The sequence below is a fragment of the Enterococcus thailandicus genome, assembly GCF_001886265.1.
GTDB classification, from domain to species: Bacteria; Bacillota; Bacilli; order Lactobacillales; family Enterococcaceae; genus Enterococcus_B; species Enterococcus_B thailandicus.
Genome location: NZ_JXLE01000003.1, coordinates 31,353 through 46,263, shown reverse-complemented (window position 1 = coordinate 46,263; position 14,911 = coordinate 31,353). Strand labels below are relative to the sequence as shown.

The following is a 14,911-nucleotide window of genomic DNA, read 5'->3' as shown; positions in this document are numbered from 1 at the left end:
GATTCGAAAAAGAAACACAAGAAAAAGTTTTCTTTTTTTTACCAAAAAAACTATTGAAATTTTTAGTTATAAAAGGTAAAATTTAGTAAAATAATAGCTTTGATGAGATAAAGGAGGTAAAAAGATAGGAAAATTTTTAACCTTTCTCCACATTTTAGTACTTATCGTGGTCTTTTCAGGTTGTGGAGGGAGTCAAGAAACCGCGCAGAACAATCAATTTACAAATGAAGTGACGCGTGAACTTAGGCAAAAAGCAAAGCGCTATACCGAACAAGAGTTGCAAAATACAGAAGTTCCTTTGCATGCGTTCATTCAATTAGAGGGAAAAATCATTCGCTCAGATGGAGGCAAAACCATTTTGCAAGGAGATCGTTTTATTTTGAGAAGTGGTTCAAGCAACTATCAAATATTTAATGAACAGAAAGAAACAATCTCAATTGGCGATCAAGTGACCGTATATGGTGAGTATTACGGTTTTATCAAAGGAATCATCATTGAAAAGGAGTAAAAGTATGGATTCTTTTTTAACAAAAGAAGAAATAAGTAATCAATTTGTAGCATTAGTTGAACCATTAGAACCATTTTTTAGTAAAAAAAATTTAGGACGATTAAAACTAGGCAGTCATGGAACAGTTTATACTGAATCAACTCGAGAAGTCGAAGCCTTCCTTCGACCACTTTGGGGATTGGGTCCGTTTTTGACTTCTGCAAAAGAGAACGTTTTGTTAGCAGAATACCTTCAAGGAATCACAGCAGGCACAAATCCTGACAGTCCAGTTTATTGGGGAACAGTTACTGATTATGACCAGTTGATTGTTGAAATGGCATCATTGAGTTTATTTTTATTATTGAATAAAGAAAAAACGTGGGATCAATTAACAGAGAAAGAGCAAGCAAATCTGCATCAATGGTTGATTCAGGTAAATGAACGAGAAATTCCTCGAAATAATTGGCACTTTTTTCGGATTTTAGTCAATGTTGCGATTAAAAAGTGCAACATGCCATACTCACAACAACAAATTGAAAGCGATTTTATGGTTGTGGAAGAATTTTATCAGAAAAATGGCTGGTACTGTGATGGAGAAGAAACACAATTTGATTATTATATTTCGTTTGCCATTCATTACTATAGTTTAGTTTATGCTCGCTTTATGGCAGAAGAAGATCCTGAACGTGTAGCAGTAATCAAAGAGCGTGCAACCCTTTTTGCCCAAACATTCAAGCATTGGTTTGATGCAAATGGAGAAGCTATCCCATTTGGTCGAAGCTTGACGTATCGATTTGCGCAAGTTTCTTTCTTTAGTGCGTTAGTGTTTGCGGATGTGGAGGCGTTGCCGTGGGGAGAAATCAAAGGATTGATTAATCGCCATATGAAAAACTGGTGGGCACAAGAAATTTTTTCAACAGATGGATTATTAACGGTTGGCTATCATTATGAAAATCTTATTTTTGCCGAAGGTTATAACGGATTTGGCTCGTCTTATTGGGCATTGAAAAGTTTCTTGTTATTAGCTGTCCCAGCTGATCATCCTTATTGGCAAGCACAAGAACAACCACTTACGATTGACGAACGCTTTTTAGCTGTTCCAGAAAGTAAAAACTTTTATCAATACAATCGAGAGTTAACACATCTTCAAGCTTTTCCTGCGGGACAATTTATTCAATTCCAAAATCATCCACATGCCAAATATAGTAAGTTCGTTTATTCAACAGTATTTGGTTTTAGTGTGCCTAAGCAAGATTATTGGTATTACGAAGGTGCTTACGACAATGTGTTAGCGTTGGCAAAAGATGGTCATTATTTCAGGTCGAAAGGTTTGGATACTCATTTTGCTATTTTGCCTGATCGAATTGTTCATGAATGGAATCCATGGAGTGATGTGTCCATTGTTTCAACCATTGTTCCGTTAGAAACGTGTCACGTTCGTATTCATGAAATTGAGACGAAAGAAGCATTAAGAGCTTATGATGGCGGATTTAGCGCACCCTACACGAGTGAGCTTCCAGTGGCAGAAGGGGGAGTAGCAGAGGTAGCTTCACCGATTGGGCTTTCGCGAATTGAAGGGCTTTTGGGATTTGAAGAGGCTGCTATTGTCAGAACCGAGCCGAATACGAATTTATTTTATCCACGAACGGCACTTCCACATGTAGTAGCAAACATTTCGCCAGGAAAAACAGTTTTAGTTTCACTTGTTGCCGGTTTGCTACCGGAAGAGCAAATGGAAAAACCAACAATTGAAATCAGTAATGAACAAGTAAAAGTCCAACAAAATGAAAAAAGAATCGAAGTAGCTTTAGGCACTAGGAGGAAAGCATGGAAAAATTAGAGTGGTTGCAAGAAGAAATCGAGTTTGCTGTCAACAAAGTTCGCGAAAATCTCAAGACGTTTCAAGAAACAGTGCCACCAGCAGCAAGTGAAGGATTGGTCTATCCTGAAGAAGAAAATATCGATTGGACAGCCAGTTTTTGGGTTGGCATGTTGTTTTTGGCAAAAGAGCTGACGAATTCCACGGAATTTGATGCCACGATTGAAAAGCAAATGGCTTCGTTCAAGCATCGATTAGAAAATAAAATTGAGTTAGAAACCCATGACATTGGTTTTTTATACAGTTTATCTGCCGTAGCGGATTATCAAGTCAACAAACATGAGACATCAAAAAAACTGGCAATTCAAGCAGCAGATTTATTGATGGAACGCTATTCTCCAACTGCTCAAATCATTCAAGCTTGGGGAAACCTTAATGACCCAGCGCAACGTGGACGAATGATTATTGATTGTTTAATGAACTTACCTTTACTGTATTTTGCTTCTGAGCAAACAGGAGATGAATCCTACAAAAAAGCAGCTTATGCACATGCGAAGCAAACACAAAAATATATCGTTCGGCCAAACAATACGACGTTTCACACCTACTATTTTGATGTGAAAACAGGTGAACCAATTGAAGGCAAAACACAACAAGGTTACTCCGATGATTCTTGTTGGGCGAGAGGACAGGCTTGGGGGATTTATGGCTTTACGCTAAGCTACAATCACACCGGCGATTATCAATTTTTAGAAACAGCGAAAGCGGTCGCTGACTATTTTATTAGCCAGTTACCAAAAGATCAAGTCGCTTATTGGGATTTATTATTCAATGATGGTAGTGGGCAAGAAAGAGATAGCTCCGCAGCGGCGATTGCTGTTTGCGGGCTGCTGGAATTAGCTAAACAATTACCTTTATCTGATCCAAAGCATGAAGAATACGAAGCGGTAGCAATCAAAATCATGCAAGCTTTAGCCCAAAAGTACACAAGTAAAAAGAGTGAACACTCAAATGGCCTGTTACTCGAAGGTGTTTATGATAAGAACTCCAATAAAGGGGTTAATGAATGTATGATTTGGGGCGATTACTATTATTTGGAAGCGCTAACTCGGTTGACAAAAAGTTGGTACAGTGTTTGGTAATAAAAATATTTTTATTATAAAAATGGAGGAAATAAAATGAAGCGATGGAAAAAAGGAATCACTGCTGGTGTGTTACTAGGAACTTTAGGTTTGTTGGCTGCTTGTGGTGGTGGCGACAAAGCTAGCGCAAAAAATGGTGGTGATTCAGGCGATACAACTTTGACAGTCACAACTTGGAATTATGATACAACGCCAGAGTTCAATAAATTGTTTCGTGCATTTGAAGAAAAGAATCCTGGAGTCAAAGTCGAAGCAGTTGATATTGCATCAGATGATTATGATACGAAATTGACAACAATGCTTTCTAGTGGGGATACAACGGATATTTTAACGATGAAAAATCTACTTTCGTACTCGACTTACGCTTTACGTGACCAATTAGTTGATTTGACAGATCATATTGATGGACTAGAAACGGAACCTGCGAAGGAAAGCTATGAAATGTATGAGATTGATGGGAAAAATTATGCGCAACCTTATCGTACAGACTTTTGGGTACTTTACTATAACAAGAAAATGTTTGACGAAGCAGGTCTTGAATATCCGAACAACTTAACCTGGGAAGAATATGAAGCACTTGCAAAACAATTATCGAAACCAGATGAACAAATTTATGGTGCTTATCAGCATACTTGGCGCTCAACTTTGCAAGCAATCTCAGCTGCTCAAAATGATAAAAACTTAGCAAAACCAGATTATAAATTTTTAGTCGATGATTACAAACGGATGTTGCGTATGCAAGATGAAAAAGCACAGATGGATTTTGGTACTGCAAAATCAACAAACGTCACTTATCAGTCACAATTTGAAAACGAAAAAGCTGCCATGATGTATATGGGTACTTGGTATATGGGCGCATTGTTAACAAATCTTGATGAAGGAAAAACAAACGTTGAATGGGGCATTGCTGAGATTCCACAAAAAGAAAAAGGAAAAGCAATCAAAACATTTGGTTCACCAACTGCTTTTGCCATCAACAAAAATTCAAAACAACAAGAATTAGCACAAAAATTCCTTGATTTTTGTTCCGGAGAAGAAGGCGCTGAAATCCTTGCGGGCGTAGGTGTTGTTCCTTCTTATCGAACAGACGAAATCAATAAATTATACTTTGGTCGTGAAGGAATGCCAACAGATGAAGTTTCTCAAAAAGCATTCGATCCAGAAAAAATCGCAATTGAATTCCCAATTGATGAAAATGGACCAGCCATTGATAAAATTCTTCAAGAAGAACATGAATTGATCCTAGTTGGAGATGTTACACCAGAAAAAGCGGTTGGGGAAATGAAAAAACGTGTCGAACAAGAAGTTGAATAAAGGCTTCATTTGATAACTGAAAACAGAGATGCGTCAAAAATGGCGCATCTCTTAGATAAAAAGGGGGAAAGGTTAAAAAGTTATTGCTTTTTAACAATCAGATATGGAAAATAAAGCAAATCCTGTCTCAAAGCTAAAAAGAAAAAATACTTTGATCGCGTGGTCATTCATTGCACCAAATTTTATTGGTTTTCTGTTATTTACGCTGATACCAGTTGTATTTTCGTTGATTCTCGCATTCATGAAGTGGGATTCATTCAGCACGCCAGAATTCATTGGATTGAAAAATTTTTCAAAAATGATGACGGACGAAACTTTTTGGATCTCATTGAAAAATACTTTTTTGTATACGATTGGCGTGGTTCCGCTAACATTGGTTTGTTCGTTAGGACTGGCAATCTTATTAAATCAAAAAATTCGTGGAGTGAAGTTTTTTAGAACAGCCTTCTTCTTTCCTTATGTGACGTCTTTGGTTGCAATCGCAGTTGTTTGGAATATGCTCTTTCATCCAACAATGGGACCAATCAATCAATTTTTAAAACTATTTATTGCGAATCCTCCGGGTTGGGTATCTAGTTCACAGTGGGCACTAACAGCAATTATTATCGTGAGTGTTTGGCGTGGAATGGGCTATTATATGATTTTGTATTTGGCTGGATTGCAAAGTATTTCAAAAGAACTTTATGAAGCTGCCGCGATGGATGGTGCGAATAAATGGAAACAATTTGTCAATATCACTGTTCCTGCACTAAGACCGACAACCTTTTTTGTAACGATCATGTTAGTCATTAATTGCTTCAAGATTTTTGATTTGGTGCAAGTAATGACGGATGGTGGGCCTGGTAGAGCGACGAATGTTTTGGTTTACCACGTTTATAATGAAGCGTTTGTCAAATTTAATTTCGGTTATGCTTCTGCAATTGCGATGATTCTATTTGTGATTGTCTTAGCGATTACAGTGATTCAGTTCAAATGGAATCAAGTCCAAGAACGAGTTTAAGGAGGGGAATCATGAAAACGACAACTGTGACAGGAACCAAAGAAAAACAAACAACTAGCCATTTACTGGTGATTTGTTTATTAACGATTTTAGCTTTGCTGACATTAGTGCCATTTATCTGGATGCTCTCCGCTTCTTTCAAAGCAAATAATGACGTATTCACTGTTCCGATCCAATGGATACCGAAAACTTGGCATCCAGAAAACTATTCAGTGATTTGGACAAGAATTCCGTTATTAACTTTTTTTAAAAACACTGCAATTTTAAGTATTGTTATTACATTAATCCAACTATTTACGTCAAGTTTTGCTGCGTATGGTTTTTCTAAACTACAATTTAAAGGTCGAGACTTTTTGTTTTTGGCCTATATAGGGACAATCGCTGTTCCTTGGCAATCCTATATGATTCCCCAATTTATCATGATGAGACAATTAGGATTGACAGATAAGCTGCTTTCTTTGATTTTGTTACAAGCGTTTAACGCATTCGGGGTATTTTTATTAAAACAGTATTATAGTAGTATCCCTGATTCTTTGTGTGAAAGTGCTCGAATTGATGGCTTGACTGAGTGGGGGATTTATCGAAAAATCATTTTACCGTTAACCAAACCGGCACTAGCTAGTCTGACGATTATCACCTTTGTTAACACTTGGAATGACTATATGGGACCATTCATTTATCTTTCTTCAACTGAAAACAAAACAATTCAATTGGGACTGAAAATGTTTGTTGGTTTGTTTGATGCCGAGTATGCATTGATTATGGCAGCGTCTGTGCTATCTATTTTGCCAGTGGCAATCGTCTTCTTGGCGATGCAAAAATATTTTGTAGAAGGAATTGCTTCTTCTGGCGTGAAAGGCTGATGAATAAATGAGTCGTTAGATCGGAGTGATGTGAATGTTTAAGCAACAGAGTTTTGAAACGAATATTTATATGAAGTTATTTCATTGGGCCTATCTTTTTCTTGCAGGAAATTTGAGCTTTATGCTTGTCAGTTTTCCATTCTTTTTAGTTACCATCACTTCAGCAATTGATGTGAGGAACCTCTTCTTCTTTTTAGGGGCTTCTGTCTTCTTTCTGCCAGCAGCATTGGCTTTGATGGCTTGGATCAATAAGTGGCGAGAGGAAAAAGAAGTTGCACCATTCAAAGACTACTTTCATTTTTATTTTCTGTTTTGGAAAAAAAGTTTTTTATTAGGGAGCGTCGGGTGGTTAGGGTGTTTGATTGTTGGTGGTGATATTCTGTTTTTAAGCCAAGTAACATATGGTAGATGGCTTGTTCCATTTCTGTTTCTTTTATTGATTCTACTTGTAGCCATTCAGTTAAACAGTTATTATTTTCAGGTAAAGAATCCCGAAGCATCTGTAACGGTGCTTCTCAAAGTGGCTACATATGTGGCGTTGAAGAAATGGTACATCAGCTTATTGAATGCTGTGCTGGTTGGAATTGTGCCAATCATGATGATCTTGAAACCACAATTTGGGTTTACACTCTTTCCAGTCTTCTTCTTTGGACTAATCTATTTGAATTGTGGGCGGCATTATCGTGGGATTCTGTAGGTGAAACTGGTGATGCCAGTCATTTTTTAGAACGAATGATAATTATTTAATAGAGATTGGAACGAAGATTTGTTTCAGTCTCTATTTTGTTGACTAAATGAATCAGCTTCTTTCCTAAGTAAAAGAGTCATTTTATTGATTTTTGACAACTCATTACGAAAAAATAAAATTTTGGAAAAATCCTAGAATCTTTCTGACATTTTAGTAGAAGTATGCTATTTTAAAAAGGAAGTAAAGGAGGAGAAAAATGAATTTTTTAGTTGTTTTAAAAGATGAATCAGTTGAACGTTCAACTTTTATTTATGTTCAATTAAATGAAGAAAAAACGTTGCTGCATTTTTCACCAGAATTCCATTTAGAGGGATTAACCTTAGGGGAAGTTTATCGAACGAAAGGCACGTCAGGTATCCTAGCTTTTTTTGAAAAGGAACTTGATCTACCGGTCAAAGAGTCTATCGAAATCTCATTAACAGAGTGGGATCGAGTAACCACGGATTTATTTCCAACAGGTCTTGACGTGGAAATTGAGGAAGGTACCGTGCATTTAAGTACAGCTGAATTGCAACATCAGATGCGTTATCGAGTCGATGAGGAAGATTCTTTTTCGATTTTTAAACGACAACAGAAGATTTTAAAAAGTTTTTTAAAACCGCTTAGCAGAAAAAGGAACCTTTTGAAAACCACACAACTTTTGAAAAAGTATCCTAATCTGATACATACATCTATTCAATTTCCGCAGATTTTATCACTGGTTCATCGTTATTTGCAAGTTCAACAAGTACCATCGCGAAAACTTTCATTACCTTTAGCAGACACGTTTCGGGTAGTCAAACGAGCTGAAGAGAAAAAAGTAATCGTAATCGATTTTACAAAAAATCGAAATATGCTACATCAAATAACTATGGGAAAAGCCAATTAGGGCTTTTCCTTTTGCACTTTTTATTCTATTAAATAGTCAATGGAGGAAAAAATGGCTCAAGTTTGGTTACAACGAATGATTAAAATGTATCAAAAATATCAACAACTAATGAAAGGAAGATATGCAAAATTTGATGAACTGAATCGCTTTTTATTAATCTTGTCGCTTTTGTTTAGTCTATTTAGTCGCTGGTTGCCTTATGAATCTGGCAGATTATTCTCGTTAGTGTTTTTAGGACTTTTGCTTTATCGCTTCTTATCAACTAAAATCTATCCAAGATTGAATGAAAATCAGCGCTTTTTAAAAAAATGGCAAATGGTACGCAACTTTTTTCAAACAGTCACTAAAAGAAAAACAAAGACAAATAAGAAAACGGCTTATCAAACGTATACGTTTTTTTCTTGTCCAAATTGCCAACAAAAACAACGTGCTCCGCAAGGCCGTGGAAAGATTCGAGTAACATGCAAAAAGTGTGGTACACGATTTGAAACAAACGTATAGGAAGTGGAAATAATGAAAATGGTTTTGTTACGTCACGGTGAGAGTGAAGCGAATTTCATGAATTATTGGACGGGTTGGTTAGATGTGGCATTGACTGCGAAAGGTATGCAACAAGCGAGCCAAGCTGGGAATAAAATGAAAGAAGCTGGTTTAGAATTTGATGCTGTCTACACTTCAGTTTTGAAACGGGCAATTAAAACATCTCAATTCGCTTTAGAGGAAATGGGGCAATTGTGGATTCCGATTACCAAAACCTGGCGCTTAAATGAACGTCATTATGGTGAACTAGTTGGAAAAAATAAAGATGAAATGAAAGACATCTACGGGGCAGAACAAGTCAAAATTTGGCGTCGTGCTTATCGTGAAGTCCCGCCACTTGCCAAGGAAAATCAATTTGATCGAAGGTATGATTTTTTAGATCCTCGTTTGGTTTCCCGTGGAGAAAGCCTAGAAATGACGGTTAAACGTCTAATCCCGTTATGGGAAGATTCGCTTGCACCTAGACTTCGTGAGCAACAAAACCTCTTAGTTGTCGGACACGGAAACAGTGTGCGTGCGTTAACGAAATACTTGGAGGATGTGCCAGAAGATTTAATGGATACGATTGATATTCCAAATGCACAACCAATCCAATATACATTTGACGAGCAACTAACAATCATTGATAAAAAGATTTTATAAAAACTTTGAGTGACTTGTATGGAAAAAGGAGCAGGAACTTTGATAAAGAATTTTATTTGGGATTTTGATGGTACATTATTCGATACGTATCCGGCAATGGTTGATGGAGCGTGGCGTGCCTTACAGGATTTTGGGATTGTAACGGATAAAAAGGAAATCTATTTTGTGATGAAAAAATACTCGACAAGTCAATTACGGCAAAACTATCAGTTGTCAGAGGAGAAATTCACGCCGTTATTTCATCAGTACGAAACAAAAAGTCGAAAAGTGTCAGCACCATTTCAAGACACAAAGACAGTTCTAGAAAACTTGAAGGCGCGTGGCGGACGACACTTTATCCTAACGCATCGCTTAACTGATTCGACTTGGAGGCTTTTAAAAGACTTTGGCTTAGACGAGTTAATTGAATCGGTCGTTGGAATAGACCAAGAATTCCCTAGGAAACCAGATCCATCTTCCTTAAATGCGATCATTCAAAATTTTCACTTACAAAAAGTGGAATCAATGATGATTGGTGATCGCCGTTTAGATATTGAAGCAGGGAATAACGCGGGAATTGCAACTTGTCTATATGACATTGATTATTTTTTAGGTGATATTCCCGCAACTTATGTTGTGAATGAACTGAAGCAAATCACTGAGTTGCCAGAGATTATTTAAAATATTGTCCGCTTTCAATTTTCATATGCTATAATTTTTATAGAGGAGTGATGATATGGAAATTAGAAGACAAAAAGAAGTTGTTGAGGCTTTTCACTATGACCAAAAGCCTAAAGATCAAGAAATCCAAACTGACTTAAAAGTTGGTTTTTCGCCGTTGAATGAAACGATTGAAAATTATCCAGAAGAACACAGTATTGTGGGTGCTCGTTTAGAGTTTCGCTTAGTATTCGACCAATATGTACTATCTGGAAGTGTTAGTCAAATCAACCACATTTTGAATCGTAAAGTTCAGGGACAGGCAGATGTGACACAAGAAGAAGTGGATGAGTTAGTCGCTCCTTTGTTTGACATTGTTAGTCGAATGGCATATGAAATTACAGAAATTGCTTTAGATGAACCAGGTGTCAAATTAAATTTTCAATCAGAAAAAGAAGCATAAAAAAGAGTAGTGGTGATAGTTTAAAGCTATCGCTACTACTCTTTTTCTATTACTAAATGTAAGCAAAATGAATGCCATTTGGCAAAAAATGAGCTAGAATGAACAAGTCACTGAAAAAATACAAATTTTTTTCAGGGGAATAGTTGAAGAATTATTCCCGGGAACCTTTACTTCCTTTGATGGACTTGTCATTAAAAAATTTTAAGGAGGAAAAAAATGACAACACTCATCACAGTTTTAGTGGTTCTAGTTTTTGCGGCATTATTATATGTGTTTTATCGTATGCAAAAGCGCCATACTAAATTTTCAACGCGCGTCTTTACTGCGCTAGGAATCGGGATCGTTTTTGGCGGTCTACTGCAAATTATCTTTGGGGTTGATAATCAAGTCGTCACTCAATCAATGGAATGGATCGGAATTGTTGGAGATGGCTACGTTGCTTTCTTACAAATGCTAATTATGCCATTGGTTTTCATTTCAATTGTCGGCGCGTTTACCAAAATGAAAGTTTCGGAAAAATTAGGTAAAATCAGCGCAACAGTTTTAACAACTTTGTTAGCGACAACAGCAATCTCTGCATTGATCGGGATTGGGACAACGATGCTCTTTAATTTACAAGGTGCAAAGTTTACTGAGGGAGCAGCTGAAACAGCACGTATTGCTGAATTAGCTACTAGACAAGAAACAGTTGAAAACTTATCTATTCCTCAACAAATCTTATCATTTATTCCTAAAAATGTTTTTGCTGATTTAGCGGGAAGCCGACCAACAAGTACAATTGGTGTCGTGATTTTCGCCGCATTTGTTGGGGTTGCATACCTTGGTGTTAAACGTAAAGCACCAAAAGAGGCAGCCTTTTTCTCAGATTTGATTGATAGTTTATATAAAATAGTTATGCGAATCGTTACATTGGTTCTACGCCTAACACCGTATGGTGTACTTGCTTTGATGACAAACGTCATGGCTACAAGTGACTTCGCTGCAATTGTGAACTTAGGAAAATTTGTGTTAGCTTCATATATTGCTTTATTTGCGGTGTTAATCGTTCATTCGCTCATTTTAATGTCAGTCAAAGTGAACCCAATCAGCTACTTTAAAAAAGCTTTTCCTGTATTGAGTTTTGCTTTTACCTCACGTTCTAGTGCGGGTGCATTACCATTGAATATTGAAACACAAACGAAAGCACTTGGTGTTGACGATGCAACAGCGAACTTTTCAGCAAGTTTTGGTTTGTCAATTGGGCAAAATGGCTGTGCCGGTGTTTATCCAGCAATGTTGGCAACAATTGTTGCACCAGCAGCAGGTATTAATGTCTTTAGTTTAGAATTTATTTTGATGTTAGTAGCAATCGTAACAATCAGTTCATTTGGTGTCGCTGGTGTCGGTGGAGGAGCAACATTTGCTTCATTGATTGTGTTAGGCGCAATGAATTTACCAGTAGCAATCGTTGGTTTAGTTATCTCTGTTGAACCATTGATTGACATGGCTCGTACTGCAACAAACGTTAGTGGTAGTATGGTAGCTGGAATTGTTACAAGTGCTCGTATCCATGATTTGGATCGTGACGTCATCAATGATGAGACAAAAGTTATTGACGTAAATGCATAAAGTCTAAGAACAACAACTTAAGAGATTGGGACAAAGCTAGAAACCCAATCGTTCTTAACACATTTTTCAATTAAAAAAATGCCTAAAACCAACGTTTTCAAAAAACGAATTTTAGGCGTTTTTTTATTTAGGTTACTTTTGTCTCAACCTTTTTTCGTTTTCAAGAAATAAATATTCCGAAAAGTGAAAACGTGAAAAAGAAATAAGAAAATTCTATTAAATAAACAAACCTAGAGTTTATAGAAGGTATATGGTAAACTAGCAACGATTAATCACCATTTAAAATGGTTTTAGGAGGAACAAGATGTTTACAAATGAAATAAAAATTATGCTTTATGTCGACGATGTTGAAAAAAATGCAGCATTTTGGACAGATAATGGTTTTGCAGAATTGGATCGTCAAGAAATGGATGGAACATTGATTGTTGAGATTGGCCCAGCAGTTGATGCACAAGCAAAATTAGTTTTATACGATCGTAAATTTATTGAAGCACATTCACCAGAGGTTGCGTCAAATTCACCATCTTTAATGTTTGCAAGTGAAGACGTCTTTGGTTTATATAAAAAAATGCAAGCAAACAAAGTTACACTAGGTGATCTTGTTCAAATTGGTGAAGAGTATGTTTTTAATTTTGCTGATCCAGACGGTAATTATTTTGCAGTGACCGGCAAATAAATGAACACTTTTGTAGAGGATGTGTCACAGAATCTGCAAAAGGTTCTTTTTTTTGAACAATAAAATAATTATGTAAACCTAAAGCTTTATAATTATTCAGTCTTGCGTAAAAATGCACAAGCAAATAAATCGTCAAATGCCTGATCCTTTCTTATACTATTTGGGAATCATCAGAATGAAGGGATGTCACAGTATGGATTACCAAGTTTTACTTTATTATAATTACACAACAATTGCAGACCCAGAAATGTTTGCAAAGGAACATTTAGCTTTTTGTAAGTCATTGAACTTGAAGGGGAGAATCCTTGTCGCAACGGAAGGGATTAATGGCACGTTATCAGGAACAATTGCAGATACGAATGCTTATATGGATGCAATGAAAGCAGATGCACGTTTTGCAGATACCTTCTTCAAAGTCGATCCAAGTCCTGAGCATGCGTTTAAAAAAATGTTTGTTCGTCCACGTCCGGAACTGGTTTCTCTCAAACTAGAGGATGATATCAATCCGAAAGATACCACAGGCGCTTATTTATCACCGCAAGAATTTAAAGAAGCAATCCTTGATGAAGAAACTGTTGTGATTGATGCGAGAAATGATTACGAATATGATTTAGGTCATTTCCGTGGAGCTGTTCGACCAGAAATCCGTAGCTTTAGAGAACTCCCACAATGGATTCGCGATCATAAAGAAGAATTTATGGACAAGCGTGTCGTTACTTATTGTACAGGTGGTATTCGTTGTGAAAAATTCTCTGGCTGGTTAGTTCGAGAAGGTTTCAAAGACGTTGGACAGTTACATGGTGGAATTGCAACATATGGAAAAGATCCTGAAGTTCAAGGCGAATTATGGGATGGACAAATGTATGTTTTTGATGAACGAATTGCAGTTGAAATCAATCATGTCGATAAACAAGTTGTCGGTAGAGATTGGTTTGACGGAACACCATGTGAACGCTATGTGAATTGTTCAAATCCTGAATGTAACCGCCAATTTTTGACTTCGGCAGAAAATGAAGCGCGACATCTAGGCGCATGCTCAAAAGAATGCGCGCAACATCCACACAATCGTTACCTTAAAGAGCATTCTTTAACAGATACAGAAATTACAGAAACCGTGGCGGCAAACTTTAAATAAATCAATTAATATAGTAGCTAAAAGAAAAGCACAAACTTGTTTTTCTTTTAGCTCTTTTTTTGTTGGAATCACTTGCAAAGTTACGCTATACTTTTTAGGAAAGGATGCGATGGTTATGAAATCTTTGGTCTATGCAATCAGCGATGTTCATGGAGAATATGAATTGTTTCAAGAATTAGTACGTGAGTACGATCCAACAATTCATCAATTAGTTTTGATTGGTGATTTAAACGATCGCGGACCGAAAACAAAAGAATGTTTTTTACTTGGAATGAAATTAGCAAAAGAAACTGGAGCCATTTATTTGCGTGGAAATCATGAGGAATATTTCTTGCAATTTTTACACTCTCCAGAAGATTGGTATGACGCGTATTTGCGTAATGGTGGTAAAGAAACCTTTGAAAGTTTACTACATCCAGGTGCAACAGAAGAATATTCTCCGACGGAAATTGCAATGATGATTCGTTCAAGATATGATGAACTGATTCAATTTTTAGTGGAGAGGCCATTGTATTTTGAATGGAAACAGTATTTATTTGTTCATGCAGGAGTAGATTTAACGAAAAAAGATTGGCGAGAAACTAGTCCAAGAGATTTTATTTGGATTCGTGAACCCTTTCATCACGGGAAAAATCAAACGGGTAAGACAATCGTTTTTGGCCATACAATTACACCTATGTTGCATGGCGATATGCAAACAACGGACTTGTGGCGAAGTGACAATAAAATTGGAATTGATGGTGGTGCTGTTTTTGGAGGATCCATTCATGGCGTGATTTTTGATGAGCAAGGAATTGTACAAGATATTGAGTATCAAAACAATCAAGGACCGTGGCAACCAGATTTTTAATTTAGATAGTTGTACATGAACAACAAGTATCAATTTTACTAAAAAGTGTAGGACGACGTGTTCTATGCTTTTTTATTCTGTAATTCCATCCGTTTTTATTCCATAAAAAAAGTATGC

General features: G+C 36.7%; 16 protein-coding genes. All 16 read left to right on the top strand.

Annotated features, from left to right (window positions below):
- The first annotated feature begins 166 nt into the window (after nt 1-166).
- The 16 genes from RV17_RS02820 to RV17_RS02745 all read left to right on the top strand — a co-directional run bounded on the left by RV17_RS02820 (nt 167) and on the right by RV17_RS02745 (nt 14,794).
- Nucleotides 167-508, top strand: a complete 342-nt coding sequence (locus RV17_RS02820; RefSeq protein WP_095803558.1) for a hypothetical protein — start codon at nt 167-169, stop codon at nt 506-508.
- Nucleotides 509-512: 4 nt separating this feature from the next.
- Nucleotides 513-2,327, top strand: coding sequence for a DUF2264 domain-containing protein (locus RV17_RS02815; RefSeq protein WP_071868460.1), 1,815 nt, complete (start codon nt 513-515; stop codon nt 2,325-2,327).
- The gene (locus RV17_RS02810) at nt 2,315-3,448 is read left to right on the top strand and encodes a glycoside hydrolase family 88 protein (RefSeq protein WP_071868459.1); all 1,134 of its coding nucleotides are present in this window, start codon (nt 2,315-2,317) and stop codon (nt 3,446-3,448) included. Before RV17_RS02815 ends, RV17_RS02810 begins: the two co-directional genes overlap by 13 nt.
- 36 nt (nt 3,449-3,484) lie before the next feature.
- Nucleotides 3,485-4,762, top strand: coding sequence for an ABC transporter substrate-binding protein (locus RV17_RS02805; protein ID WP_071868458.1), 1,278 nt, complete (start codon nt 3,485-3,487; stop codon nt 4,760-4,762).
- 103 nt (nt 4,763-4,865) lie between these two features.
- Nucleotides 4,866-5,762: a carbohydrate ABC transporter permease gene (locus RV17_RS02800; RefSeq protein ID WP_067481743.1), complete on the top strand. Its 897-nt coding sequence runs from the start codon at nt 4,866-4,868 to the stop codon at nt 5,760-5,762.
- Between the two features lie 122 nt (nt 5,763-5,884).
- Nucleotides 5,885-6,625, top strand: a complete 741-nt coding sequence (locus RV17_RS02795; RefSeq protein WP_370629930.1) for a carbohydrate ABC transporter permease — start codon at nt 5,885-5,887, stop codon at nt 6,623-6,625.
- A 34-nt stretch (nt 6,626-6,659) separates the two neighbouring features.
- Nucleotides 6,660-7,322: a DUF624 domain-containing protein gene (locus RV17_RS02790; protein ID WP_067481747.1), complete on the top strand. Its 663-nt coding sequence runs from the start codon at nt 6,660-6,662 to the stop codon at nt 7,320-7,322.
- 247 nt (nt 7,323-7,569) lie between these two features.
- On the top strand, nt 7,570-8,241 hold the full coding sequence (locus RV17_RS02785; RefSeq protein WP_071868457.1) for an LCP family glycopolymer transferase: 672 nt from the start codon (nt 7,570-7,572) through the stop codon (nt 8,239-8,241).
- 51 nt (nt 8,242-8,292) lie between these two features.
- Nucleotides 8,293-8,742 (top strand): hypothetical protein, encoded by a 450-nt coding sequence (locus tag RV17_RS02780; protein WP_067481752.1) that lies wholly within the window; start codon nt 8,293-8,295, stop codon nt 8,740-8,742.
- Between the two features lie 12 nt (nt 8,743-8,754).
- Entirely contained in the window at nt 8,755-9,423 is a 669-nt protein-coding gene (locus RV17_RS02775; protein WP_071868456.1) for a 2,3-bisphosphoglycerate-dependent phosphoglycerate mutase, read from the top strand.
- A 42-nt stretch (nt 9,424-9,465) separates the two neighbouring features.
- Nucleotides 9,466-10,083, top strand: coding sequence for an HAD-IA family hydrolase (locus RV17_RS02770; RefSeq protein ID WP_071868534.1), 618 nt, complete (start codon nt 9,466-9,468; stop codon nt 10,081-10,083).
- Nucleotides 10,084-10,138: 55 nt separating this feature from the next.
- The gene (locus tag RV17_RS02765; RefSeq protein ID WP_067481756.1) at nt 10,139-10,525 is read left to right on the top strand and encodes a DUF1149 family protein; all 387 of its coding nucleotides are present in this window, start codon (nt 10,139-10,141) and stop codon (nt 10,523-10,525) included.
- 216 nt (nt 10,526-10,741) lie between these two features.
- Complete coding sequence (locus RV17_RS02760; protein ID WP_071868455.1) at nt 10,742-12,133, top strand: L-cystine transporter; 1,392 nt, start codon at nt 10,742-10,744, stop codon at nt 12,131-12,133.
- Between the two features lie 304 nt (nt 12,134-12,437).
- Nucleotides 12,438-12,809, top strand: a complete 372-nt coding sequence (locus RV17_RS02755) for a VOC family protein (RefSeq protein WP_067481760.1) — start codon at nt 12,438-12,440, stop codon at nt 12,807-12,809.
- Between the two features lie 193 nt (nt 12,810-13,002).
- Nucleotides 13,003-13,944 carry an oxygen-dependent tRNA uridine(34) hydroxylase TrhO gene (gene trhO / locus RV17_RS02750; RefSeq protein WP_071868454.1) on the top strand — a complete coding sequence of 314 codons (942 nt, stop codon included), beginning with the start codon at nt 13,003-13,005 and terminating at the stop codon, nt 13,942-13,944.
- A 115-nt stretch (nt 13,945-14,059) separates the two neighbouring features.
- A complete protein-coding gene (locus RV17_RS02745; RefSeq protein WP_067482418.1) occupies nt 14,060-14,794 on the top strand; it encodes a metallophosphoesterase in 735 nt (244 codons plus the stop codon).
- Nucleotides 14,795-14,911 lie beyond the last annotated feature (117 nt).